This window comes from Streptococcus sp. Marseille-P7376, from assembly GCF_902460385.1.
Classification (GTDB): Bacteria; Bacillota; Bacilli; order Lactobacillales; family Streptococcaceae; genus Streptococcus; species Streptococcus sinensis.
The window spans coordinates 1-20,223 of sequence record NZ_CABPTS010000015.1 but is presented as its reverse complement, the minus strand read 5'-3'; the positions used below and the strand labels follow the sequence as shown (position 1 = coordinate 20,223).

Sequence of the window (20,223 nt, the reverse complement as noted above, 5' to 3'; positions counted from 1 at the left end):
TATGAATATCTTATTTACATTAAATGATGCGTTTGTACCTCAAGTTGCAACCTGTATGTGTTCTATATTTGAGAATAATAAATCTGCTGAGAATATTACAGTATATTTAATTGGCGAGAGGATAAGCCAAGAGAATCAAAATAAATTAAAAGGATTCGCTAAAAGTTACGATAGAAAAGTTTGTATTATTTCTATAAATAATATCGCAGACTATATTGACTTTGATTTTGATACAAACGGTTGGTCTTCAATTATTTTGGCACGTCTTTTTTTAGATAAGCTTCTTCCACAAGAAGTTGATAGGATCTTATATCTCGATGGAGATACACTAGTTCTAGAAGATTTAGGTTCATTGTTTTATAGCGACTTAGGAGATAAGGTAATAGGTATGTGTCCCGAACCAACTGTGGATAAGTCAAGAAAGGAATTTCTAGCTTTGAAAGAGTACCCCTATCATAATTCAGGTGTCCTATTGATCGATCTAAAAAAATGGCGTAGGGAAGAGATTGGTAAAAAGGTCATAGAATTTTATCAGTTTCATGAAGGAAAACTATTCGCACCAGACCAAGATGCCTTAAATGGAGCCTTGAAAGAGCAAATTTTTACCTTGCCAATTTCCTTTAATTATTTTAATATTTATGATGTCTATCCTTATAAAACGTTGAGTGAATTAAGTAAGCCAACTAAGTTTATATCACAGGAAGATTTTAATCATTTTCGGAAAGCACCTACAATTATTCACTATCTTGGTGAAGAGAGACCTTGGCGGAAGGGGAATACACATAGGTTTAAACAGGAGTACCTCTATTATCTCCACAAAACTCCATGGAAGGATACACCAATGGAAGAAGGTTGGCAGCTGTATTTTGTTTGTTTTAGAATCTTTAATATTGTTATGAAGCCTTTTCCAATGCTAAGATATAAGATTATCAATTCCCTAATCCCGAGCTTTATGAAATATAGAAAAAAACAGTTGCAGAAAAACAAAAAATAATGTGATGACATGTTATAGAAAGAATAGATTAGATTAATGAAAGTTTTAATGATAATTCCTGCTTATAATGAGGAAGAAAGTATTTTAAATACGGTTATGAGCATTGTAGAATATCGGAAGAAAGTTGACTTTGACTTAGACTACGTGGTCATCAACGATGGGTCGGTTGACAGAACCAAAGAGATTTTGGATAGCCACCATCTGAATGCTGTTCATTTGGTTATGAATTTAGGGATTGGTGGAGCTGTTCAGACCGGTTATAAGTATGCACTTGAGAAGAATTATGATGTGGCCGTACAGTTTGACGGAGATGGCCAGCATGATATTGAGTCGCTGGATGCTTTGCTGGAGCCTATTCGTCGTCAGCAGGCTGATTTGGTTGTTGGTTCTCGTTTTATCGGTGACAAGTCTTCGGAGTTTCAGACGACTTTTATGCGGCGTTTTGGCATTACTATTATCTCAGCCTTTATTAAATTAACAACTGGTAAAAGAATTCTTGATGCCACATCAGGCTATCGTTTGGCCAATCGAGACATTATTCGACAATTCGCTGCGCGCTATCCTATCAAATATCCTGAGCCAGAATCAATCGTCCATCTTTTGAAGCGGAAATATACAGTGGTGGAAGCACCGGCCAATATGTTTGAGCGTGCAGGAGGAGTCTCTTCGATTACTCCGATTAAGTCCATTCGTTATATGATCGAAGTCTGCTCTTCAATCTTGATTGCTGCTTTTATGAAAGAGAGTGAATAATGTCCATTTTATCTATTGTTATGCTAGTGGCTTCAGTCCTGTTCCTATATTTTGTCTTTCGGAATATCAATCAAAACAATATTTTGTTTGAGCAAGCCTTTATGTGGATTATTATTGGCTTTGTACTGATTGTTATCTCTATTTTTGATTGGATTCCAGTTTCGATTGCCAAATTGTTAGGCTTTGAACTGACCTCAAACTTTGTCATGTCCTTGGCCATTTTTTTCCTGCTGGTTATTGTTTTTTTACATACTATTTCCATTTCAAAGCAAAAGGAACAAATCAAGCAGTTGGTGCAAGAACTGTCCATCATGAAGCAAAGAATGTCCAAGTTAGAGAGTGAAAAAGATGAAAAATAACCATACCTGGGTGATTTGCGCCTATGGCGAAAGTGAATTTTTAGAAGCATGTATCCTGTCTTTGCAAGCTCAAACCTTGCCATCAAAGATTATCTGCTATAGCTCGACACCGTTGGATTCAATCAAGCAGCTGTGCCAGAAGTACGGTATTCCTTTTTATACGAAAGAAGGCGGTGGCATCGGTAAGGACTGGAACAATGCCCTTTCTTTTGTTGAGACGGCTTATGTTACCATTGCCCACCAGGATGACTACTATGAGCCAACTTATCTAGAAGCAGTGATGCAGAAGATAGAGCAGTCTAAAGACATTCTCATTGCCTATACAGACTACTTTGAAGAGAAAAATGGGGTCAAAATTCCAGCTAACACCAATCTGAAAATCAAGACTTTCATGCTCAAAACACTGAACCTGATGCCATCTAGCCATTTTTGGAGAAATCGGGTGCTGGCTTTCGGCAATCCCATTTCCTGTCCGGCGGTGACTTACAATTTAGAGGCATTAAGGGATTTCCGATTTGATGAGGAAATGCGCGTGAGTCTGGATTGGTACGCTTGGTACAAGATTAGCGCCTATAAGGGTCGCTTTGCTTATATTTCTGAGAAGCTTATGTGCCACCGGATTCATGGAGAGTCTGAAACAACCAAAACTATTTCAGATAATACGCGGACCAAAGAAGACTTGTTCATGTATCAGCTTTTCTGGCCTAAGTGGGTTGCTCATCTGATAAATAAAGCATACATGAAGAGTCAAGATGCTAACTCGAACTAATATAGTTATTTACAAGGAAAGTATATGAAAGATTTAATATCTGTTGTTGTAACATGTTACAACCATCAAGACTACATTGAACAGTGTTTGCGCAGTATTTTTGGGCAGACCTATCAAAATATCGAGTTATTGGTATTGGATGATGGTTCCACAGACAAGTCCGCCCAGATTATCCAAGAAACTTTGCAAGATTCCCCTTTCCCGACGAGGTTTGAAAGTCATGAAAATATGGGGGTCGTCAAGACAAGAAATAAGGCATTGCAACAAATTCAAGGTACTTATTTTATTTTTGTAGATAGCGATGATTTTCTAGATGCTGACTATATTGAGAGCTTCTACACAACCATGGTGCAAGAGGAGGCAGATATTGTCTATGGTGATTTATACGACCCTGATAAAAAGGAAGTGTATCTTAAATCACAGCCATATGACAAGCAGGCTTTTTTAACAGATAATTATATCTCCAATTGTTCTCTCATTCGTCGCTCAATCGCTGATGGTATTTATTATGACGAGGCGCTTAATTATAAAAAATTAGAAGACTATGATTTTCTTCTAAACTTAATTATCAATCAAGGGGCGAAACCTGTTTATGATGAAAAAACAAAGTTGAATTATCGGGTCTTTGATAAAGAGTCTGTCTCTAAGCGAGATTCTACTAGATACCATTACGAAATATATTTGCAAATTATAAAGAAGTACATGGATAAACTTCCTAATGAGATTTACCAAGCTTTGTCTGCAAATATCTTTACTCTGGAAGGACGGCTGGATAATTTGATTCAGCATATGGACAGGGTGTCTGACTATATCCAAGAGCTAAAGGGAAACTGGGAACGTGATAGCGAATTGATTTATCAATATCAGGATGACATTGATGAATTACGTAACTCACTTTCTTATCGTGTTGGGAATGCTATTGTGACACCGATTAAACAAGTGGGACAGGTTGTCAAGAATCCGCGGCGTATCAGAGCGCTCTTATCTCAGTTGAAACACCAGTGCATCTCCATAAAAAGAAATATCAAATCGCCAAAAACCTATTATTATAGGGTTTTACGTCATTCTCAGCGAAAGCAGCTTCAACATATGAGTGGCAAAAAGTGCCTAGTCTATGTCATTTTTGAGGCAGAAGAGAATCTTCAGCGCTACAAGGTTCTGTTTTTAGAGAAATTAGCATCTTTGGTAGATGAAACGCTGATTGTGGTAAATGGAGGATTGAAATCAGAGGATTTATCTACCTTAGAACAATATGGGCAAGTTCTGGTAAGGGATAATACGGGTTATGATGCCGCGGCATTTAGGGAAGGGATTTTGACCTTTGGTAAGGAAAAGTTGCAAACTTCTTCTCAACTCTTGTTAGTCAATGATACGAATATTGGTCCAATGCGAGATTTGAATGAGGTCTTTCAAACAATGGCGGAGAGAAATCTTGATTTTTGGGGGATTTCCTTTGGTGAAGTACAAGAAGATGCCACGAATTTCAATCAATACGGCTATATTCCAGAGCATCTACAATCTTATTTTCTTGTCATTGAGTCTTTATTGCTTCGGTCAGAGGAGTTTTTCGACTATTGGAATAACCTAACCGATACGGATTCACGTGATAAGGCTATTGGAAAACACGAAACAACTTTTACTAAGTATTTTGCAGATTTAGGCTATCGCTACGATGCCTTGGTACCTGAAAACAAAGACAGCGCCATGTATATTCATCCTTTGAGAATGCTAAGGGCTGGAAGTCCTTTAATCAAGTATACCTCATTACAAAATTACAATGAGCAGCAGTTTCGCTGGCAGGGGCTAGAAAGACGAACAGAAGTACCTGATTTGCTCAATTATGTGCGAAAAGAAACAGATTATCCAGTTGAAATTTTGGATAATATTGTAAAAAAATTCAAATCGATTTCGAGAGAGCAGTTTATTCTGATTATTGATGGAGTTGAAAATATTATTCCTCAATGTACGCGCTACCGAGTGCTTAACAAAGCAGAACAGTTGAGAAAAAACGGTTTCACGGTCAAAGTAGTAAATTTATCAGAGTTTGAGATTTCTCAGGCTCAGCATGCTAGTCATATTATTATCTATCGAGCTCCGTGGTCTTATCAACTTCAATTCTTGTGCGATACAGCTAGAAGAGATAAAAAGCCAGTTTATTTTGACATTGATGATTTGGTTTTTGATACAGTTTATACAGATCAGTTGAGCTATACTCAAGGCTTATCAGAGAAGGAGAAGGGCAACTATGATGCTGGTGTCAAAAATTATGGCAAGATGTTAGCTGCCTGTGATGGAGCGATTACTTCAACACTCCAATTGCAGGAAGAATTGCTCAAATATCAAGATAAGGTGTTGCTGAATAGAAACCGAGCTTCCAGTGACTTGATTGAAATCAGTTCTCACTTTATCAAAGATTATAGTCAGCAGAACCCTAAAGTCAAGATAGGCTATTTTTCAGGTTCTATCAGTCATAATGAAAATTTTGAATTGATAAAACCAGCCATCCAGTCCTTGCTTGAAACTTACAAGAATGTGGAACTCCATATCGTCGGCCATTTAGATATTCCAGAGGATATGAAGCCTTACCAACAGCAGATTGTTGTACATGACTATGTTGACTGGAAGGATTTACCTCAGCTGATCAGTCGAGTGGATATCAATCTAGCTCCACTGGTTGACTCGGTCTTTAATCGGGCTAAGTCTGAAATCAAATGGATGGAGGCTGCCTTAGTAAAAGTTCCTACAGTTGCTAGTCACATTGGAGCCTTCTCTGATATGGTAAAAGATGGGGAGACTGGACTTTTGGCTAAAGACGGGGAGTGGAAAGAAAAGTTAGAGCGTTTGATTCTTTCGTCTGACCTACGTCAGGAATTAGCAGAAAATGCCTATGATTTTGTTCTTGAAAACTGCAGTTTAGATAGTAAAGATGAAATGGTGAATGATTTTGAAAAGAAGTAAGACGATAAAAATAGAAAATATCTTTTTGGTCTTGGCGACTGTCTTTGTCATGACATTTATGGTGGTTCAACCGATCAACCGTGTGCCGGATGAAACGAATCACGCCCGCATGACTTGGGAGATTTTCCATAAGCCGACGGATAAAACCTACAAGTGGATGGAAAATATCTCTGCGGAACCGAATGTTTCCCCAGCAGAGTATAAGAAGCTTTTTACGGAAAAATTGGATTTATCTCAGGAAGAATTTACTCTGGGTATTAATCTCAAGACTCTTTCCTTTTTACCGCAGCTCATTGGCATGACCTTGGGAACGTTTATCTATCCATCAGTAGGAGTTATTCTCATGATGGGACGATTCTTTAACGCCCTAGCCTATATTTTTGGTATTTACTTCCTGATTAAGTATTTTAAGTATGGCAAGAAAGCTCTCTTTTTCATTTCGCTTCTGCCAATTATGGTTCAGCAGGCAGCTTCTCTCTCCTATGATGTAATGAACTATTTGGAGATTATGCTGGTTATTGGTTTTTTCACTAATATTGCTTCCAGCAAGAAATTTAACAATAAGAATTTTATCCAGCTTTTGGTCATATCCGTCGGACTCTTTGCAACCAAACTGAACAATGTCTTATTGCTAGGCTTGTTGCCTTTCATTGATTTTGAAATTGAAGGATTCTTAGCTGCTTTGAACAAGCCTTTTCTTGCGACTAAGGCATTTATCAGTCGTCATCGCTATGTTTTTTACAGTTTGGCTTTTGTTGCTGTTTTCTTAGCCTTGCATTTGCTTTTTCGTCATCAAGGAGGGCTCCTCCACTATAGTAGGGTTCTGCTTAACACCTTGTTTAAACAGCGCATGAACGGTGACCTCAATACCATATTGACCATTGGTCTCTTTGGATTTTTGGGTAATTTCACCATTCAGTTGCCCCTGTGGCTAATCTTTCTTGATGTAGCGGTACTGACTATCATTTTCTTACAGTCTAAGAAGGATTTTATGACGAAATCTTATGCAACTGTCTCCGCTTATCTTTTCCTTTTGCAGGTCATTTCCGTTGTCACCATCATGTATCTAGAGTGGACTCCGATTGTTTTAGGAAAAGGTGCTCAGATATCCGTTGGAACTCAGGGCCGCTATTTTACGCCTTTCCTAATTCTCTTCTTACCCCTTCTTGCAAATTTAGGCAAGTTGGAGATTCAGGAGCGAACAGTTAAAAACTTGCTTATAGGAACTTTGTCAGCTAACTTTTTAATTTCAATCTATTTAATGATTCCATTCTATTGGAATTGGTAAGGATAAGCTATGAAGAAAAACATTTTATTCATTTCACCGACTGGAACCTTGGATAATGGAGCAGAGATTTCTATTTTCCATCTGATGAAGTATTTGGTTCAAGATGGCTATCACGTTATCAATGTGATACCAGATTATCATGTCCAAGTCCAGCAAGACTATATTTCTACTCTTGCAAAAGAAGGAATTAGAACCATTGCTCTGCCATCGGTTAAATGGTGGTGGGAGGATGCACCAGGTGGTCTTCCTGGAACTCATGAAGAGAGGGTAAATTCTTACCAAGAAAATATTGCTGCGCTGAGAAAGTTAATGGTAGATAGCCATATTGACTTGGTCATTACAAATACAGTTAATATGTTTCAAGGAGCAGTAGCAGCAGCTTGTGAAAATATTCCGCATTTTTGGTTGATTCATGAATTTCCTGAGGGAGAATTTGGTTATTATAAAGCGAAAATTGATTTTGTAGATGAATATTCTCAGGAGATTTTTGCGGTGACAGGTTCTCTACAAAAAAGCTTAGCCCAGCTTCTCCCTCATAGGGAAATTAGTTCCTTTGCTCCTTTTACAGAGATTGAAGCGGAAAAGGAGCAAAAACTTGCTGGGACTGAGTGTCGTATCCTGTCAGTTGGTCGTCTGACAGAGAGAAAAAATCAACTAGAACTCCTTCAAGCTTATGCACAACTCCCTCAGCCAAGACCAGAACTAGTCTTTATTGGGGCTTGGGACGATGAATATAAGAATAAGTGTGAGTCCTATATAGTTGAACATCAGTTGCAAGGTGTCCAGTTTTTAGGATATCGTGATAATCCTTGGGCTGAAGCAACAACGGCTGATATAGCAGTATTTCCATCTGCTATGGAGACCTTTGGCCTAGTTTATATAGAATCCATTATGAATGGCCTGCCAACCATCCTATCAGATAATCCTGGCCATCTATCGGCTTATGAAATGTTCGAGGAGGGTCAACTCTATCCTACGGGAGATGTAGATGAATTAACAGATCAAATCCAGCAATGTTTAGAGGATTTCAAATACTTGAAAAAGCGCTCTATAGATAACATAGAAAGAGTAAAGAATCTTTACAAGGTTTCCAGTGTTTATCATGACATATTAGAAGAAATCGATCATTCTGATACAAATAGCGGTCATTCTTTGCGACACATAAAATTTTTATTTGAGCCAATTCCCTCTGCTTCGCCAATAAGTACTTTCTTGAATAAAGTAAAGAGAAAAATAATTTTCTTAAAAAATTAAAGAATCTTTTTAAGTAGTAGTAGCCTACAACGGATGATATAAAAGTCGAATCAAACAATAATTTTGCTTAGGCGATATTATGATTTGTTCGATTTTTTTGTCTGTAGCCCACAAACCACCAAGAAAATGATATAATAGACTAGATTGTAAATCTTTGAATAGAGGGAAAGCATGAGACATGTCTTCATCATCGGAAGTCGCGGGCTTCCTGCTAAATATGGCGGATTTGAAACCTTTGTTGAGAAATTAGTAGAAAATAAGGTTTCTTCCCAACTCCAGTATCATGTAGCTTGTTTGTCAGATGATGAAGCTTCTCATCATTTTGATTACAAGGGAGTGGATTGCTTCACCGTTAAGGCTCCTAAACTGGGGCCGGCTCGGGTGATCGCCTATGATATGATGGCCATTAATTATTCTTTAAAGTTAGTGCAAGAGCAGCAGATTGAGCGTCCGATTTTTTATATTTTGGGCAATACGATTGGAGCCTTTGTGGCGCCTTTTGCACATAAAATTAAAAAAGCAGGCGGGACTTTCTTTATCAATCCGGATGGTCTGGAATGGAAGCGGACCAAGTGGCCTAAGCCGGTTCAAGCCTATCTCAAATATTCTGAGAAGGTTATGACCAAGCATGCTGATCTGGTCATTGCGGACAATCAAGGCATTGCAAGCTATATAAAACATTCCTATCCTTGGTCTAAGACGGCTTTCATTGCTTATGGGACAGACCTCCAGCTATCTTCTCTTGACTCTCAGGATGCTCGCGTGCGTGGTTTTTTTGAGAAATGGCAGAGCAGAGAAAAGGAATATTATTTGATTGTTGGCCGTTTTGTGCCAGAAAACAACTACGAGACCATCATTCGGGAATTTATGAAATCCAATACCAAACGTGACTTGCTGATTATCTGCAATCATGAAGGGAATTCTTATTTTGAAGAGCTCAAGCAGAAAACCGGTTTTGACAAGGATTCTCGGATTAAGTTTGTCGGGACAGTCTATGATCAGGAACTGCTCAAATATATCCGCAATCAAGCCTTTGCCTATTTGCATGGACACGAAGTCGGCGGGACCAATCCCGGGCTTCTGGAAGCTCTGGCTCAGACTGATACCAATTTGGTTTTGGATGTGGACTTCAACCATCAAGTAGCCAAAGAAGCCGCTCTTTACTGGGAAAAAGAAGAGGGACAGTTGGCTCAGCTGATTAACAGAGTAGATGGTCAAATTGACTTTTCTGAGCTAGGTCAGGCAGCCAAAAAAAACATGAAAGAAAACTACACCTGGGAAAAAATTGTGGGTGAATACGAGGAGCTATTTTTATCATGAAAGTGACTATTCTTCTGTCGACCTATAATGGTGAGCAGTTTCTGGCAGAGCAGATTGAAAGTATTCAAGCCCAAACTTATAGGGACTGGCAGCTCTTGATTCGAGATGATGGCTCTAGTGATGGGACGCGAGCGATTATTGAGGATTTTTGCCATCAGGACGACCGAATCTTCTTTATCAATCCAGAAGAACCTCAAAATTTGGGCGTCATTAAGAGTTTTCATAGCTTGCTTAAATATCAGGATTCGGATTTTTACTTTTTTAGTGACCAGGATGATGTCTGGTTGCCAGATAAGTTGGCGATTCAGTTAGCAGCAGCAGAGAAATACGATGCTTCCTTACCTTTGTTGGTCTATACGGATCTAAAAGTGGTGGATCAGGAGCTAAATATTGTTCACGAAAGTATGATTCGGACGCAGTCTGACCATGCCAATACCGAATTGATTCAGGAATTGACGGAAAATACAGTGACAGGCGGCGTTTCGATGATCAACCAAGCTCTGGCTGATTTGTGGACAGGGCAGGAGGAGCATGAACTGCTCATGCACGATTGGTATCTGGGCCTGTTGGCTTCAGCTTTCGGACAGCTCGTTTATCTGGATCAGCCCAGTGAACTCTACCGTCAACATTCCAATAATGTGTTAGGAGCCCGAACCTTACGCAAGCGAATGAAGAACTGGATTCATCCTAGCCGTCTATTTGCTAAATATTGGAAATTGATAAAAGACAGTCAGACTCAGGCCCGCAACCTTCTCAGCCAGCCTCTGACAACTGAAAATAGAGAAATTATTGAAAATTTTGTGACAATCATGGAAGCTCCTTTTGCAGAGCGGCTGCGACGTATTCGAAAGTATGGCTACAGAAAAAATCGTGCCTTTCATACTTTGGTTTTCACTTGCTTGATCTTGACAAAATTTAGGTATAAGGAGAAATATGCATGCTAGATTATTTTAGCCAAAAAAACTGGATTCTCTTGAGGGAACTGGTTAAAACAGACTTCAAATTACGTTATCAAGGCAGTTTCATTGGGCATTTGTGGTCGATTTTAAAACCCTTAATGCTTTTTACCATTATGTATCTTGTTTTCGTTCGTTTCCTGCGTTTTGATGATGGAACGCCTCATTATGCAGTATCGCTTCTCTTAGGGATGGTGACTTGGAATTTTTTCTCAGAAGCAACCAATATGGGCATGATGTCCATTGTTGCGCGAGGGGACTTACTGCGAAAACTGAATTTTTCTAAATCAATTATCGTTTTTTCAGCTATTACTGGTGCAGCGATCAACTATGCGATCAATTTGTTGGTTGTTTTTGCTTTTGCTCTGATTAATGGAGTATCAATCACGCCAGGATGGCTAGTTATTATCCCGCTTTTTCTGGAATTAGTTTTGATTTCAGCTGGTTTTGCCTTTATGTTGGCGACACTTTTTGTCAAATATCGTGATATTGGACCCATTTGGGAAGTGGTTTTGCAGGCAGGCCTGTATGCGACACCGATTATTTATTCACTGACTTATATCCTGAAGGGTGGGCATGTTTTGGTCGCTAAGCTGATGATGCTGAATCCAATGGCTCAGATTATTCAAGATCTTCGTCATTTTATCGTTTTCTCAGGCAGTACTCGGGGCTGGGATTTGATGGATCATTACTGGATTGCTCTGATTCCTTATTTATTGCCAGTAGTGATATTTGGACTTGGATATTATATCTTTAATAAAAATGCTAAGAGATTTGCGGAGATTTTATAATGTCAAATAATATTGCAGTAAAAGTTGACCATGTCAGTAAGTTTTTTAAACTGCCAACAGAGTCAACACAAAGTTTAAGAACAAGCCTAGTTAACCGCTTTCGAGGTATCAAGGGTTATAAAGAGCAGAACGTTCTTAAGGATATTTCCTTTGAAGTGGAAAAGGGAGATTTTTATGGAATTGTCGGCCGTAATGGTTCGGGCAAGTCCACTCTTCTTAAAATTATCTCAGAGATTTATATTCCCGAAAAGGGCACAGTGACTATTGATGGCAAGTTGGTTTCCTTTATCGAGCTAGGTGTTGGATTCAATCCAGAGCTGACCGGCCGCGAAAATGTCTATATGAATGGTGCCATGCTGGGCTTCTCAACTGAAGAAGTAGATGCCATGTACGATGATATCGTGGAGTTTGCTGAGCTGGGCGAGTTTATGAATCAAAAACTCAAAAATTATTCTAGTGGGATGCAGGTTCGCTTGGCCTTTTCAGTTGCGATCAAGGCACAGGGAGACATTCTAATTTTGGATGAGGTTCTGGCTGTGGGGGATGAAGCCTTTCAGCGCAAGTGTAATGATTATTTTATGGAACGGAAGCATTCGGGAAAGACAACTATTTTAGTAACTCACGATATGAATGCCGTCAAAAAGTATTGTAATAAAGCTGTTTTGATTGAAAATGGATTAGTCAAAGTTGTCGGAAATCCAGATGATGTAGCTAACCAATACAGTTTGGATAATGCAACTGACACCAAAGCCATGAACGAAGATTATGTCGCTGAAAAGGAATCTGAGGCAGTTTCTGATTTAGAGGTTCGTCTACTAACCTCTCCTCAGACAGCACCAACTGAAGAAATTGAATTTGAGATTAGCTATCAAGTCAATCAGGATATGCCAACCTACATAGCCTTTTCACTGACTGATATCGACCGTACCATTTGGTTGTATAATGATAATTCAATGGATAATTTGACAGAAGGAACAGGAAAAAAGACACTTAAATACAAATGCCATCTTTCCCAAATCAATCATGCAAAATTGAAATTGCAGGTTTCTGTGCGTGATGAAGAGAATCAGATTTTAGCCTTTGCAGATTCTAAGAATACTCCAGTCCTTATCATCAGCCGACGGGATATTGAAGATGACGATACCTCTGCAAAAGACTCAGCAACGGGATTGATTCAGCGTAATGGGGTCTGGGAAATCTCTCAATAAAATGATAAGGTGTTTTCATGGAACGAATATTACTCTATGTTCATTTTAATAAATATAAGCGCGTGAGTAATCATGTCTTCTACCAATTAGAACAGCTCAACCCCCTGTTTTCCAAAATCCTTTTTATTTCAAATAGTTATATCGAAGAAGCAATTAAGAAAAAGCTGCACGACGAATTTGGGATAAGCAATGTGTTGGAGCGGGACAATCAAGGTTATGATTTTGCGGCTTGGCGGGATGGAATGAGCGCCATAGGTTTTGAGGAGCTCAAAACCTACGACTCTCTGACTCTGATGAATGATACTTGTTTTGGTCCGCTCTGGGATTTGGAGGCTATTTATAAGAGGTTTGAGGACGATACCCAGGTTGATTTTTGGGGCATGACCAACTTTCGAAAAACAAAGTATTTTGAAGAACATCTGCAGAGTTACTTTGTTACCTTTAAGCAGCAGATATTGAGGTCAATTTCTTTTCAAGAATTTTGGGAACAGGTAAAAGATTTTACTGATGTTCAAGATGTAATTGACCACTACGAGACGAAATTCACCCAATATTTTACAGAGGCAGGTTTTACCTATCAGGCTGCCTTTGATACTCGTCTAGAAGAAGCAGCGGATTTAATTCATCCAGACTTTACTTATTATAAGCCTTTTACTATTCTTGAGAAAAAGGTTCCCTTTTTGAAAGTGAAAGCTATCAGTGGTAATCCTTTTTCTGCGAGGTATCTGCTGGAAGAAATCAAAGAGAGAACTTCTTATCCTGTTTCTTTAATTTCTGAGCATATATTTGAATATGTTGGTCCAGATGTACCCTGCCTTTTGCAGGATAAGCAGCTTTCGAGAGATGATAAGAATGACTCGCCAGAAAAGCCGGTAGCTCTTCATATTCATGTAACAGATCTTCAAGTCTTCGAGCAATTTAAAGAAAATTGGGAAATTCTTCCTCTACAATACCAATTTGTGGTGACGACAGCTGACGAAAAAATCTTTACTCAGCTCTTGGAAATTGTATCAGACCGTTATCAAGTTATTTTAGGGAAAGAAGAGAATCCTATGCAGGCGATGCTTGAACAGAGTGGACTCTTGCTGCAATTTGCTTCCGTTGGGCATATTTCTACTGCAATTTTAGTAGATGGAATGCCTCAACTCGATAAAGCGATGCGTAGAGATTTGATGGAGATGATGTTTGAAAATGCCAATGCTAGTATTAAAGTCTTGGAACAAGATGATAAGCTTGGGCTCGTTATACCAGATCTTCCAAGTTTAGTCAGATATGGCTTGTTTGAGCAAAAAACATATCGGAAAGAAATGGCTTCAATTTGGCAGGAGCTCCATTGCCAGAAACAGTTTGATTTTGAACAACATCCTGTTTTTACCAGGGTGTATGGTGGCTTTTTTTGGTTTAAACCTTCCGTATTGACTGGTCTTTTTCAAAATGAGTACCAGTTGTCATCTCAGAAAGAGTCTAATATTTTAGAAAATTTATTGATTTATTTGGCTTGGGATAAGGGCTATGATTTTAAAATCATGCCTGGTCGCCCACTCCCTGCTTTATTAGATTTACAAAAAGAAGCAGAAGAATTAACAAGGCAGAAAGGAAAACTTGCTCGAAAGAGCCTAACCCAAAAAGTTAGAACTTATTTATCAAGTCTTTTAAAGGCACGGTAATCTGTTTGTTAGAAAGAAAAATGAAATTTTTGATTAATTATTATAAGCAGATTTCTTATTTGCTTATCAGCTTTTTATTTTTAGATATTACAGCTGTAACCACTCTTTTTTTACTTCAAGTAAATAAGAACATAGAAAATTACAGTAGCCTAGGGTTTGTTTTTCTTGGTCTAATCGTAGCTCTATTTGGCTTAGGACAGATTGTATCCCAACTGCTAAGCCAAAAGCTATTAATATGGTCTGCTATCGTCTATGCTTCTTACACGCTATTTTCTTACTTGCTGACGGTTACCCAGCATATTAATGATTTTGATTTTAAGGCAGAGAATTTACTTAGTAATCACTTTTTTCAAGTGAACGGCCTACCTTATTTGCTTCTTATTTTTTTCTTCGCCTATCTTATAAACTATTTCCCCTCTTTAAAAAAATATAATTCTTTGGACTATTTTATTGTTGATAAGTACAATAAATATTTTCTAGAGATACTCTTTCTATCTCAGTCCCTTATTTTTTTATCTTTAACAGATGATAAGATGACAGGTATTTTTCAGCACCAAAGTTTGCTGACAACTTATCTTACAGATAAAGGATTTGAAATCTCTCAAGATTCTATTTTAAAATTAATTGGTTTTATTATTTTACTCTTTCTTTTATTTTTGATCCCTAGCTTTTTAGGGATAAAGGGATTAAAAGATATTTCGAAAAACAGAGGCAGTTTTTCAGTTGCTGTTTTATGCAGCGCAGTTCTTTCTATCATTTTCAACTATACTATTCAAAATAGTATTCGAGGAGATGTTTCTGTTTTAGAACTGCATTTATTTACAGGAGCAACATTCTTTCAGATAGCAGTCTTTTTTACACTATTTATTTTTATCTATCTTGCTTTTAATCAAATTTTTCTACCCACAATTATCATATTGGCAATAGGTATTAGTTCCACCATTGCCAGCAGTTTGAAATTTCAATATCGTCACGAACCTATTCTGCCAAGTGACGTCAGCTGGTTAAAAAATCCAAAAATTTTGTTTGATTTTCTTGGTGGCAATTATGGAATCTATACTATTGCAGGATTGGCAGCTCTTGGAGCTTTCTATTGGTTTTTCCGTAGAAGGATTTTACCTGAGAAAATTTTATCGATGATAAAAATGCAGCTTATGTTACTGGCTTTTCCTATTATTTTTTTCCTAGGTGTTTTACAGATATTCTCTTCGAAAGAAAATGGTAAAGTAGCTGAAAATATCCCCGTTATCTCTATTTTAAATAATTATCATGACTTGACTTGGTTTGGTAATACAGTTAATTCGCAAATGCGGTCTATCTCTTTTGTTTGGTTTACTCAATTATCAGATAAGGCTATGATCCAGCCGGCAGGATATTCCAAAGAAAAAATTCAGGAAATAGAAAAAAAATATGGAGAACTTGCTGATTCCATTAATCAGGAACGTCAACATAACATTGAACAGCAGACTGTCATTTATGTCCTCAGTGAAAGTTTTTCTGATCCTGCCCGGATTGACGGCGTGTCTATGTCAGAAAATCCAATTCCAAATATTCAGGAAATTATGTCTAAGACAACCAGTGGGTTGATGCAGTCAGACGGTTATGGCGGTGGAACAGCAAATATGGAGTTTCAAACGTTGACCGGTCTGCCATTTTATAATTTGTCACCATCTGTTTCAGTTATTTATACGGAAGTAGTGCCAAAGATGAACAAACTTCCGGCTATCAGTGATTTTTACACTTCTCAAAATCGTACCGTGATTCATTTGGCCTCACCAAGTAATTATTCCAGAGACATCATTTATAAAGATCTGGGATATGATACCTTTATTCATTATGGAACTCAAGGGTTGCAGGGAGATCATATTGGTGGAAACTATAGTGATAAAACGACCTATAATCAAGTCTTAGATCGCCTAAAAACAGACCAAAGTCAATTTTTCTCAGTTATGACGATGCAAAATCATATGCCTTGGACGGAAGTCAATCCGATTTATATGTCTGCTAGTTACCCAGGTTTCACGGAGGCAGGAAATAAATCCTTATCCAGCTATGTAAGGATGCTCTACCACACAGACAATGCGACCAAGGATTTTTTGGATAAGCTTTCTAAAATTGATAAAAAGATAACAGTGGTCTTTTATGGTGATCACTTGCCAGGTCTGTACCCTCAGTCAGCTTTTAAGGAACATCCTGAAAACCAGTTTCTAACAGATTACTTTATCTGGAGCAATTATGAGACTCCTAAGCTGGACTATCCTTTGGTTAACTCTAGTGATTTTTCTGCCTTGTTGCTTGAGCAGACCAATTCTAAAGTATCTCCTTACTATGCTTTATTGACCGAAGTTCTTCATAAGGCTAGTGTGGACAAGAAGGCACTGGAGCCATCAGCCCAAGAAATTGCAGATGATTTGAAATTGATCGAATATGATATGGTTGGCGGAAAAGGCTATCTTTCAAAGGATTTCTTCGCTATGCCAGCGAAATAAAAAATAGAATAGGTTTACCAATTCTATTTTTTATTATTTTATGCTAAACTAGTAGTATGGGGGTGAAGATATGATAAAGATTTTCGGGAAAGTACGCTATCATTGGCAACCAGAAATGTCGGTTTTAGTTATTTATTGGTCTTTGTCGGTTATCCCGATCTTTATAGGGCTGGCCTTGATGTATGAAAGTTCTAGAGTACCAACTCTTGTTCTCTTTTCCTTCTTCTTATTTATGGTTTTGTTGGGCATTGGTGTGCATCGATATTTCACCATATATGATGATGGGATTTTGCGGATTATTACGGCAAATCCTTTCACGCCAATCAAGATTGATATTTCAACTATCGAGAAGTTAGAAGTAACAAAGACCTCAATCACTCTTCATTTTACAGGGAAAAGTCGTAGCAGAACCTTCTGTATGCGCAAATGGCCAAAAAAATATTTTGTCAACGCCTTGGCTCTGAATGAGCATTTTAAAGGGGAAGTCGAATTGGTAGATAATTTTACTCTTCTAGATTATTTTGAAGTCTATTATGGTGATAAGGCTAAGAAAAACTAATCTTTTAGCAGTGCTCTGGTTGGACAATTTTTGATGGCTTCGAGAATATCGGGATGGTCAGGGACTTCTTTTTCTAACAGTTGGTCATCTTGATAAAATTTGACAATGCCATTATCGTGATAGTCAAAGATGTCTGAGTAAGTTTGGCAGAGCCCACAGGCAATGCAGCGTTCGGGAATGAGTGTAATTTTCATACTCATATTGTAATAAGATTTTTAGAAAAACTCAAGGAGGAAGTCATGGAAAAAGAACCATGGGAAGCAGATGTATACGATAATGGAGAAGAGAAATTGAAAAGAATTAAAAAAGTTCAAGCGAGTCGAGTAGATCGTATTTTGACGGTTTTAGTAACTGTTTTTTTGATATTGGTCATTGCAGTTACGTGCTTCTTGGTCTACCTTTCTATTGGCGGAAGTAATAAAAAGACGAGTATGGAAGGCTTTTATGGGACTTCTGCTGCTGTTGCCTCGTCAAGTAGTACGGAGCAACCAGCTTCAACAGAGGCGGCGGCTACACCTGAAGGAGAAACGACGGAATCATCTGAAGGAACTTTGACGGTTCAGCCTGGTGAAGGTGAGGCGGCCATTGCTGCGCGTGCAGGTATTTCTATTGCAAAATTAGAGCAGCTAAATCCATCGCACATGTCCACTGGCTCTTGGTATGCCAATCCAGGTGATATTGTTAAGATTCAGTAGGAGCGGGTTATGAAACAGATTCAGATTGCGATTGATGGACCTGCTTCAAGTGGGAAATCAACTGTTGCAAAAATCATTGCCAAAGATTTTAATTATACCTATTTAGATACTGGAGCCATGTACCGTGCAGCGACATATTTGGCTTTGCGAAATCATTTGACTGAAAACGACGCAACAGAGATTGTAGAGCTGCTTGAGACTTATTCGGTCAGTTTTGGTCGTGCAGATAACGGTGAGCAGCTGGTGTTTGTTGGGGATGTAGATGTGACCCATCCGATTCGTGAAAATGACGTTACCAATAATGTGTCGTGGGTGTCGGCTATCCCAGAAGTACGTGAAAAACTAGTTTATTTGCAGCAGTTGATTGCTGCTCAAGGTGGCATTGTCATGGATGGTCGTGATATTGGAACGGTCGTATTGCCAAATGCAGAACTTAAAATTTTTCTAGTTGCCTCGGTCGAGGAGAGAGCAGAGCGCCGTTATAAAGAAAATCTTGCAAAAGGGATTCCGGCTGATTTGGAAACTCTTAAAAAAGAAATTGCTGAGCGGGATTATAAAGACAGTCATCGTGCTGTGTCGCCTTTAAAACCAGCGGCTGATGCGATTCATTTTGATACGACAGGCGTTGGAATTACAGAAGTTGTCAAATTTATTGAAGAAAAAGCGAAAAAAATCATTGACAAATAAAAAGAAACTTGGTATGATAGTGGAGTTGAGAAAAGCAGAAGTGAGAACTTCTCGCCTTGCGACTAACGTTGTCTGGCTCTACAGGATTCAGTTTCAGTGATGAAATACTATCATGTAGTGCGGGTTTGCGTTAGCAGGTCCGCACTTGTTTTTCTCTAAAAATAAAAAAAGAGGTGAAAACCATAGCAAAACAAGACTTATTCATCAATGATGAAATTCGTGTGCGTGAAGTTCGGTTGATCGGTCTTGACGGCGAACAATTAGGTATTAAACCACTTAGCGAAGCGCAGTCTCTTGCGGATGAAGCAAATGTCGATTTGGTCCTGATTCAGCCACAAGCTAAACCACCTGTTGCGAAAATTATGGACTATGGCAAGTTCAAGTTTGAGTACCAGAAAAAGCAGAAAGAACAACGTAAAAAACAGAGCGTTGTCACTGTGAAAGAAGTACGTCTCAGCCCAACGATTGATAAAGGGGACTTTGATACAAAGCTTCGTAACGCACGCAAGTTCCTTGAAAAAGGAAATAAAGTTAAGGTATCTATTCGCTTTAAAGGTCGGATGATTACCCACAAAGAGATTGGAGCTAAGGTCTTAGCAGACTTTGCTGAAGCGACTCAAGATGTTGCGATCATTGAGCAAAGACCTAAAATGGATGGACGTCAGATGTTCATGCAAATGGCACCGATTAGTGACAAAAAATAAACTGTCAGAAAGTTAGAAAAAGGAGATTTTACCATGCCAAAACAAAAAACACACCGCGCATCAGCTAAACGTTTCAAACGTACAGGTTCTGGTGGCTTGAAGCGTTTCCGTGCTTACACTTCTCACCGTTTCCACGGAAAAACTAAGAAACAACGTCGTCATCTTCGTAAAGCAGGAATGGTGCATGCAGGAGATTTCAAACGTATCAAAGCAATGCTTACAGGTCTTAAGTAAGAGATTTTGTGACACTTATCTAGGAAATATTGGAGGAAAATAAACATGGCACGTGTTAAAGGTGGCGTTGTATCACGCAAACGTCGTAAACGTATTTTAAAATTAGCAAAAGGTTACTATGGAGCAAAACACATCTTGTTCCGTACTGCAAAAGAGCAAGTAATGAACTCTTACTACTATGCATACCGTGACCGTCGTCAGAAAAAACGCGACTTCCGCAAACTTTGGATCACTCGTATCAATGCGGCAGCTCGTATGAACGGACTTTCATACTCACAATTGATGCATGGTCTGAAATTGGCTGAGATCGAAGTTAACCGTAAAATGCTTGCTGACTTGGCTGTTAATGATGCAGCAGCTTTCACAGCTCTTGCAGATGCAGCTAAAGCTAAGCTTGCTAAATAAGAAGATAAAAGAGTCTGAGACAAAATAGTTCTCAGTCACAAAAAAGCTAGAGATTCCCAATTATGGAACTCTAGCTTTTTAAATTTGAACCGTTCTCTTATTGTATTTAAGGAGATTATTGGCCAGGAGCACT

Annotated in this window: 20 protein-coding genes and 1 other annotated feature; of the genes, 19 read left to right on the top strand and 1 reads right to left on the bottom strand. The window is 38.5% G+C overall.

Features of this window, described 5'->3' with window-relative positions:
* The first annotated feature begins 1 nt into the window (after position 1).
* From FZ952_RS07990 to FZ952_RS07925, 14 genes are all read left to right on the top strand, one after another.
* Positions 2-994: a glycosyltransferase family 8 protein gene (locus FZ952_RS07990; protein WP_148881268.1), complete on the top strand. Its 993-nt coding sequence runs from the start codon at positions 2-4 to the stop codon at positions 992-994.
* Positions 995-1,030: 36 nt separating this feature from the next.
* Positions 1,031-1,747, top strand: a complete 717-nt coding sequence (locus FZ952_RS07985) for a glycosyltransferase family 2 protein (RefSeq protein WP_187423896.1) — start codon at positions 1,031-1,033, stop codon at positions 1,745-1,747.
* The gene (locus FZ952_RS07980; RefSeq protein WP_002912850.1) at positions 1,747-2,106 is read left to right on the top strand and encodes a DUF2304 domain-containing protein; all 360 of its coding nucleotides are present in this window, start codon (positions 1,747-1,749) and stop codon (positions 2,104-2,106) included. The genes FZ952_RS07985 and FZ952_RS07980 overlap by 1 nt, the downstream gene beginning before the upstream one ends.
* On the top strand, positions 2,096-2,875 hold the full coding sequence (locus FZ952_RS07975; protein ID WP_148881267.1) for a glycosyltransferase family 2 protein: 780 nt from the start codon (positions 2,096-2,098) through the stop codon (positions 2,873-2,875). Before FZ952_RS07980 ends, FZ952_RS07975 begins: the two co-directional genes overlap by 11 nt.
* A 24-nt stretch (positions 2,876-2,899) precedes the next feature.
* Entirely contained in the window at positions 2,900-5,833 is a 2,934-nt protein-coding gene (locus FZ952_RS07970; RefSeq protein ID WP_148881266.1) for a rhamnan synthesis F family protein, read from the top strand.
* The gene (locus tag FZ952_RS07965) at positions 5,820-7,121 is read left to right on the top strand and encodes a DUF2142 domain-containing protein (protein WP_187423897.1); all 1,302 of its coding nucleotides are present in this window, start codon (positions 5,820-5,822) and stop codon (positions 7,119-7,121) included. The genes FZ952_RS07970 and FZ952_RS07965 overlap by 14 nt, the downstream gene beginning before the upstream one ends.
* A 9-nt stretch (positions 7,122-7,130) precedes the next feature.
* On the top strand, positions 7,131-8,375 hold the full coding sequence (locus FZ952_RS07960) for a glycosyltransferase family 4 protein (RefSeq protein ID WP_148881265.1): 1,245 nt from the start codon (positions 7,131-7,133) through the stop codon (positions 8,373-8,375).
* Between the two features lie 171 nt (positions 8,376-8,546).
* Positions 8,547-9,695 (top strand): beta 1-4 rhamnosyltransferase Cps2T, encoded by a 1,149-nt coding sequence (gene cps2T, locus FZ952_RS07955; protein WP_148881264.1) that lies wholly within the window; start codon positions 8,547-8,549, stop codon positions 9,693-9,695.
* Positions 9,692-10,639, top strand: a complete 948-nt coding sequence (locus tag FZ952_RS07950; protein WP_148881263.1) for a glycosyltransferase family 2 protein — start codon at positions 9,692-9,694, stop codon at positions 10,637-10,639. Before cps2T ends, FZ952_RS07950 begins: the two co-directional genes overlap by 4 nt.
* Complete coding sequence (locus FZ952_RS07945; RefSeq protein WP_148881262.1) at positions 10,633-11,442, top strand: ABC transporter permease; 810 nt, start codon at positions 10,633-10,635, stop codon at positions 11,440-11,442. The genes FZ952_RS07950 and FZ952_RS07945 overlap by 7 nt, the downstream gene beginning before the upstream one ends.
* Complete coding sequence (locus FZ952_RS07940) at positions 11,442-12,650, top strand: ABC transporter ATP-binding protein (RefSeq protein WP_148881261.1); 1,209 nt, start codon at positions 11,442-11,444, stop codon at positions 12,648-12,650. The genes FZ952_RS07945 and FZ952_RS07940 overlap by 1 nt, the downstream gene beginning before the upstream one ends.
* 17 nt (positions 12,651-12,667) lie before the next feature.
* The gene (locus FZ952_RS07935; protein WP_148881260.1) at positions 12,668-14,317 is read left to right on the top strand and encodes a rhamnan synthesis F family protein; all 1,650 of its coding nucleotides are present in this window, start codon (positions 12,668-12,670) and stop codon (positions 14,315-14,317) included.
* 20 nt (positions 14,318-14,337) lie between these two features.
* Positions 14,338-16,806, top strand: coding sequence for an LTA synthase family protein (locus tag FZ952_RS07930; protein ID WP_148881259.1), 2,469 nt, complete (start codon positions 14,338-14,340; stop codon positions 16,804-16,806).
* 70 nt (positions 16,807-16,876) lie between these two features.
* Positions 16,877-17,365 (top strand): EbsA family protein, encoded by a 489-nt coding sequence (locus FZ952_RS07925; RefSeq protein WP_037616331.1) that lies wholly within the window; start codon positions 16,877-16,879, stop codon positions 17,363-17,365.
* On the opposite strand, the gene FZ952_RS07920 is transcribed toward FZ952_RS07925, so the two are convergent.
* Positions 17,362-17,559, bottom strand: coding sequence for a ferredoxin (locus FZ952_RS07920; protein WP_280513234.1), 198 nt, complete (start codon positions 17,557-17,559; stop codon positions 17,362-17,364). The genes FZ952_RS07925 and FZ952_RS07920 overlap by 4 nt on opposite strands.
* A gap of 45 nt (positions 17,560-17,604) precedes the next feature.
* On the opposite strand from FZ952_RS07920, the gene FZ952_RS07915 reads away from it, so the two are divergent.
* The 5 genes from FZ952_RS07915 to rplT all read left to right on the top strand — a co-directional run bounded on the left by FZ952_RS07915 (position 17,605) and on the right by rplT (position 20,090).
* Positions 17,605-18,060, top strand: a complete 456-nt coding sequence (locus tag FZ952_RS07915) for an SAG1386/EF1546 family surface-associated protein (RefSeq protein ID WP_148881258.1) — start codon at positions 17,605-17,607, stop codon at positions 18,058-18,060.
* Between the two features lie 9 nt (positions 18,061-18,069).
* A complete protein-coding gene (cmk, locus tag FZ952_RS07910; protein WP_148881257.1) occupies positions 18,070-18,747 on the top strand; it encodes a (d)CMP kinase in 678 nt (225 codons plus the stop codon).
* A gap of 26 nt (positions 18,748-18,773) precedes the next feature.
* Positions 18,774-18,904 (top strand) — a sequence feature (ribosomal protein L20 leader region).
* A gap of 16 nt (positions 18,905-18,920) precedes the next feature.
* A complete protein-coding gene (infC, locus tag FZ952_RS07905; RefSeq protein WP_037616322.1) occupies positions 18,921-19,451 on the top strand; it encodes a translation initiation factor IF-3 in 531 nt (176 codons plus the stop codon).
* Positions 19,452-19,484: 33 nt separating this feature from the next.
* Entirely contained in the window at positions 19,485-19,685 is a 201-nt protein-coding gene (gene rpmI / locus FZ952_RS07900) for a 50S ribosomal protein L35 (protein WP_002895038.1), read from the top strand.
* 45 nt (positions 19,686-19,730) lie between these two features.
* Positions 19,731-20,090 carry a 50S ribosomal protein L20 gene (gene rplT / locus FZ952_RS07895; protein ID WP_003003310.1) on the top strand — a complete coding sequence of 120 codons (360 nt, stop codon included), beginning with the start codon at positions 19,731-19,733 and terminating at the stop codon, positions 20,088-20,090.
* The last annotated feature ends 133 nt before the right edge of the window (positions 20,091-20,223 follow it).

Coding starts and splice junctions, on each gene's coding strand:
- FZ952_RS07990 (WP_148881268.1), top strand. CDS start 2: ATGAATATCTTATTTACATTAAATGATGCGTTTGTACCTCAAGTTGCA.
- FZ952_RS07985 (WP_187423896.1), top strand. CDS start 1,031: ATGAAAGTTTTAATGATAATTCCTGCTTATAATGAGGAAGAAAGTATT.
- FZ952_RS07980 (WP_002912850.1), top strand. CDS start 1,747: ATGTCCATTTTATCTATTGTTATGCTAGTGGCTTCAGTCCTGTTCCTA.
- FZ952_RS07975 (WP_148881267.1), top strand. CDS start 2,096: ATGAAAAATAACCATACCTGGGTGATTTGCGCCTATGGCGAAAGTGAA.
- FZ952_RS07970 (WP_148881266.1), top strand. CDS start 2,900: ATGAAAGATTTAATATCTGTTGTTGTAACATGTTACAACCATCAAGAC.
- FZ952_RS07960 (WP_148881265.1), top strand. CDS start 7,131: ATGAAGAAAAACATTTTATTCATTTCACCGACTGGAACCTTGGATAAT.
- cps2T (WP_148881264.1), top strand. CDS start 8,547: ATGAGACATGTCTTCATCATCGGAAGTCGCGGGCTTCCTGCTAAATAT.
- FZ952_RS07950 (WP_148881263.1), top strand. CDS start 9,692: ATGAAAGTGACTATTCTTCTGTCGACCTATAATGGTGAGCAGTTTCTG.
- FZ952_RS07945 (WP_148881262.1), top strand. CDS start 10,633: ATGCTAGATTATTTTAGCCAAAAAAACTGGATTCTCTTGAGGGAACTG.
- FZ952_RS07940 (WP_148881261.1), top strand. CDS start 11,442: ATGTCAAATAATATTGCAGTAAAAGTTGACCATGTCAGTAAGTTTTTT.
- FZ952_RS07935 (WP_148881260.1), top strand. CDS start 12,668: ATGGAACGAATATTACTCTATGTTCATTTTAATAAATATAAGCGCGTG.
- FZ952_RS07930 (WP_148881259.1), top strand. CDS start 14,338: ATGAAATTTTTGATTAATTATTATAAGCAGATTTCTTATTTGCTTATC.
- FZ952_RS07925 (WP_037616331.1), top strand. CDS start 16,877: ATGATAAAGATTTTCGGGAAAGTACGCTATCATTGGCAACCAGAAATG.
- FZ952_RS07920 (WP_280513234.1), bottom strand. CDS start 17,559: ATGAAAATTACACTCATTCCCGAACGCTGCATTGCCTGTGGGCTCTGC.
- FZ952_RS07915 (WP_148881258.1), top strand. CDS start 17,605: ATGGAAAAAGAACCATGGGAAGCAGATGTATACGATAATGGAGAAGAG.
- cmk (WP_148881257.1), top strand. CDS start 18,070: ATGAAACAGATTCAGATTGCGATTGATGGACCTGCTTCAAGTGGGAAA.
- rpmI (WP_002895038.1), top strand. CDS start 19,485: ATGCCAAAACAAAAAACACACCGCGCATCAGCTAAACGTTTCAAACGT.
- rplT (WP_003003310.1), top strand. CDS start 19,731: ATGGCACGTGTTAAAGGTGGCGTTGTATCACGCAAACGTCGTAAACGT.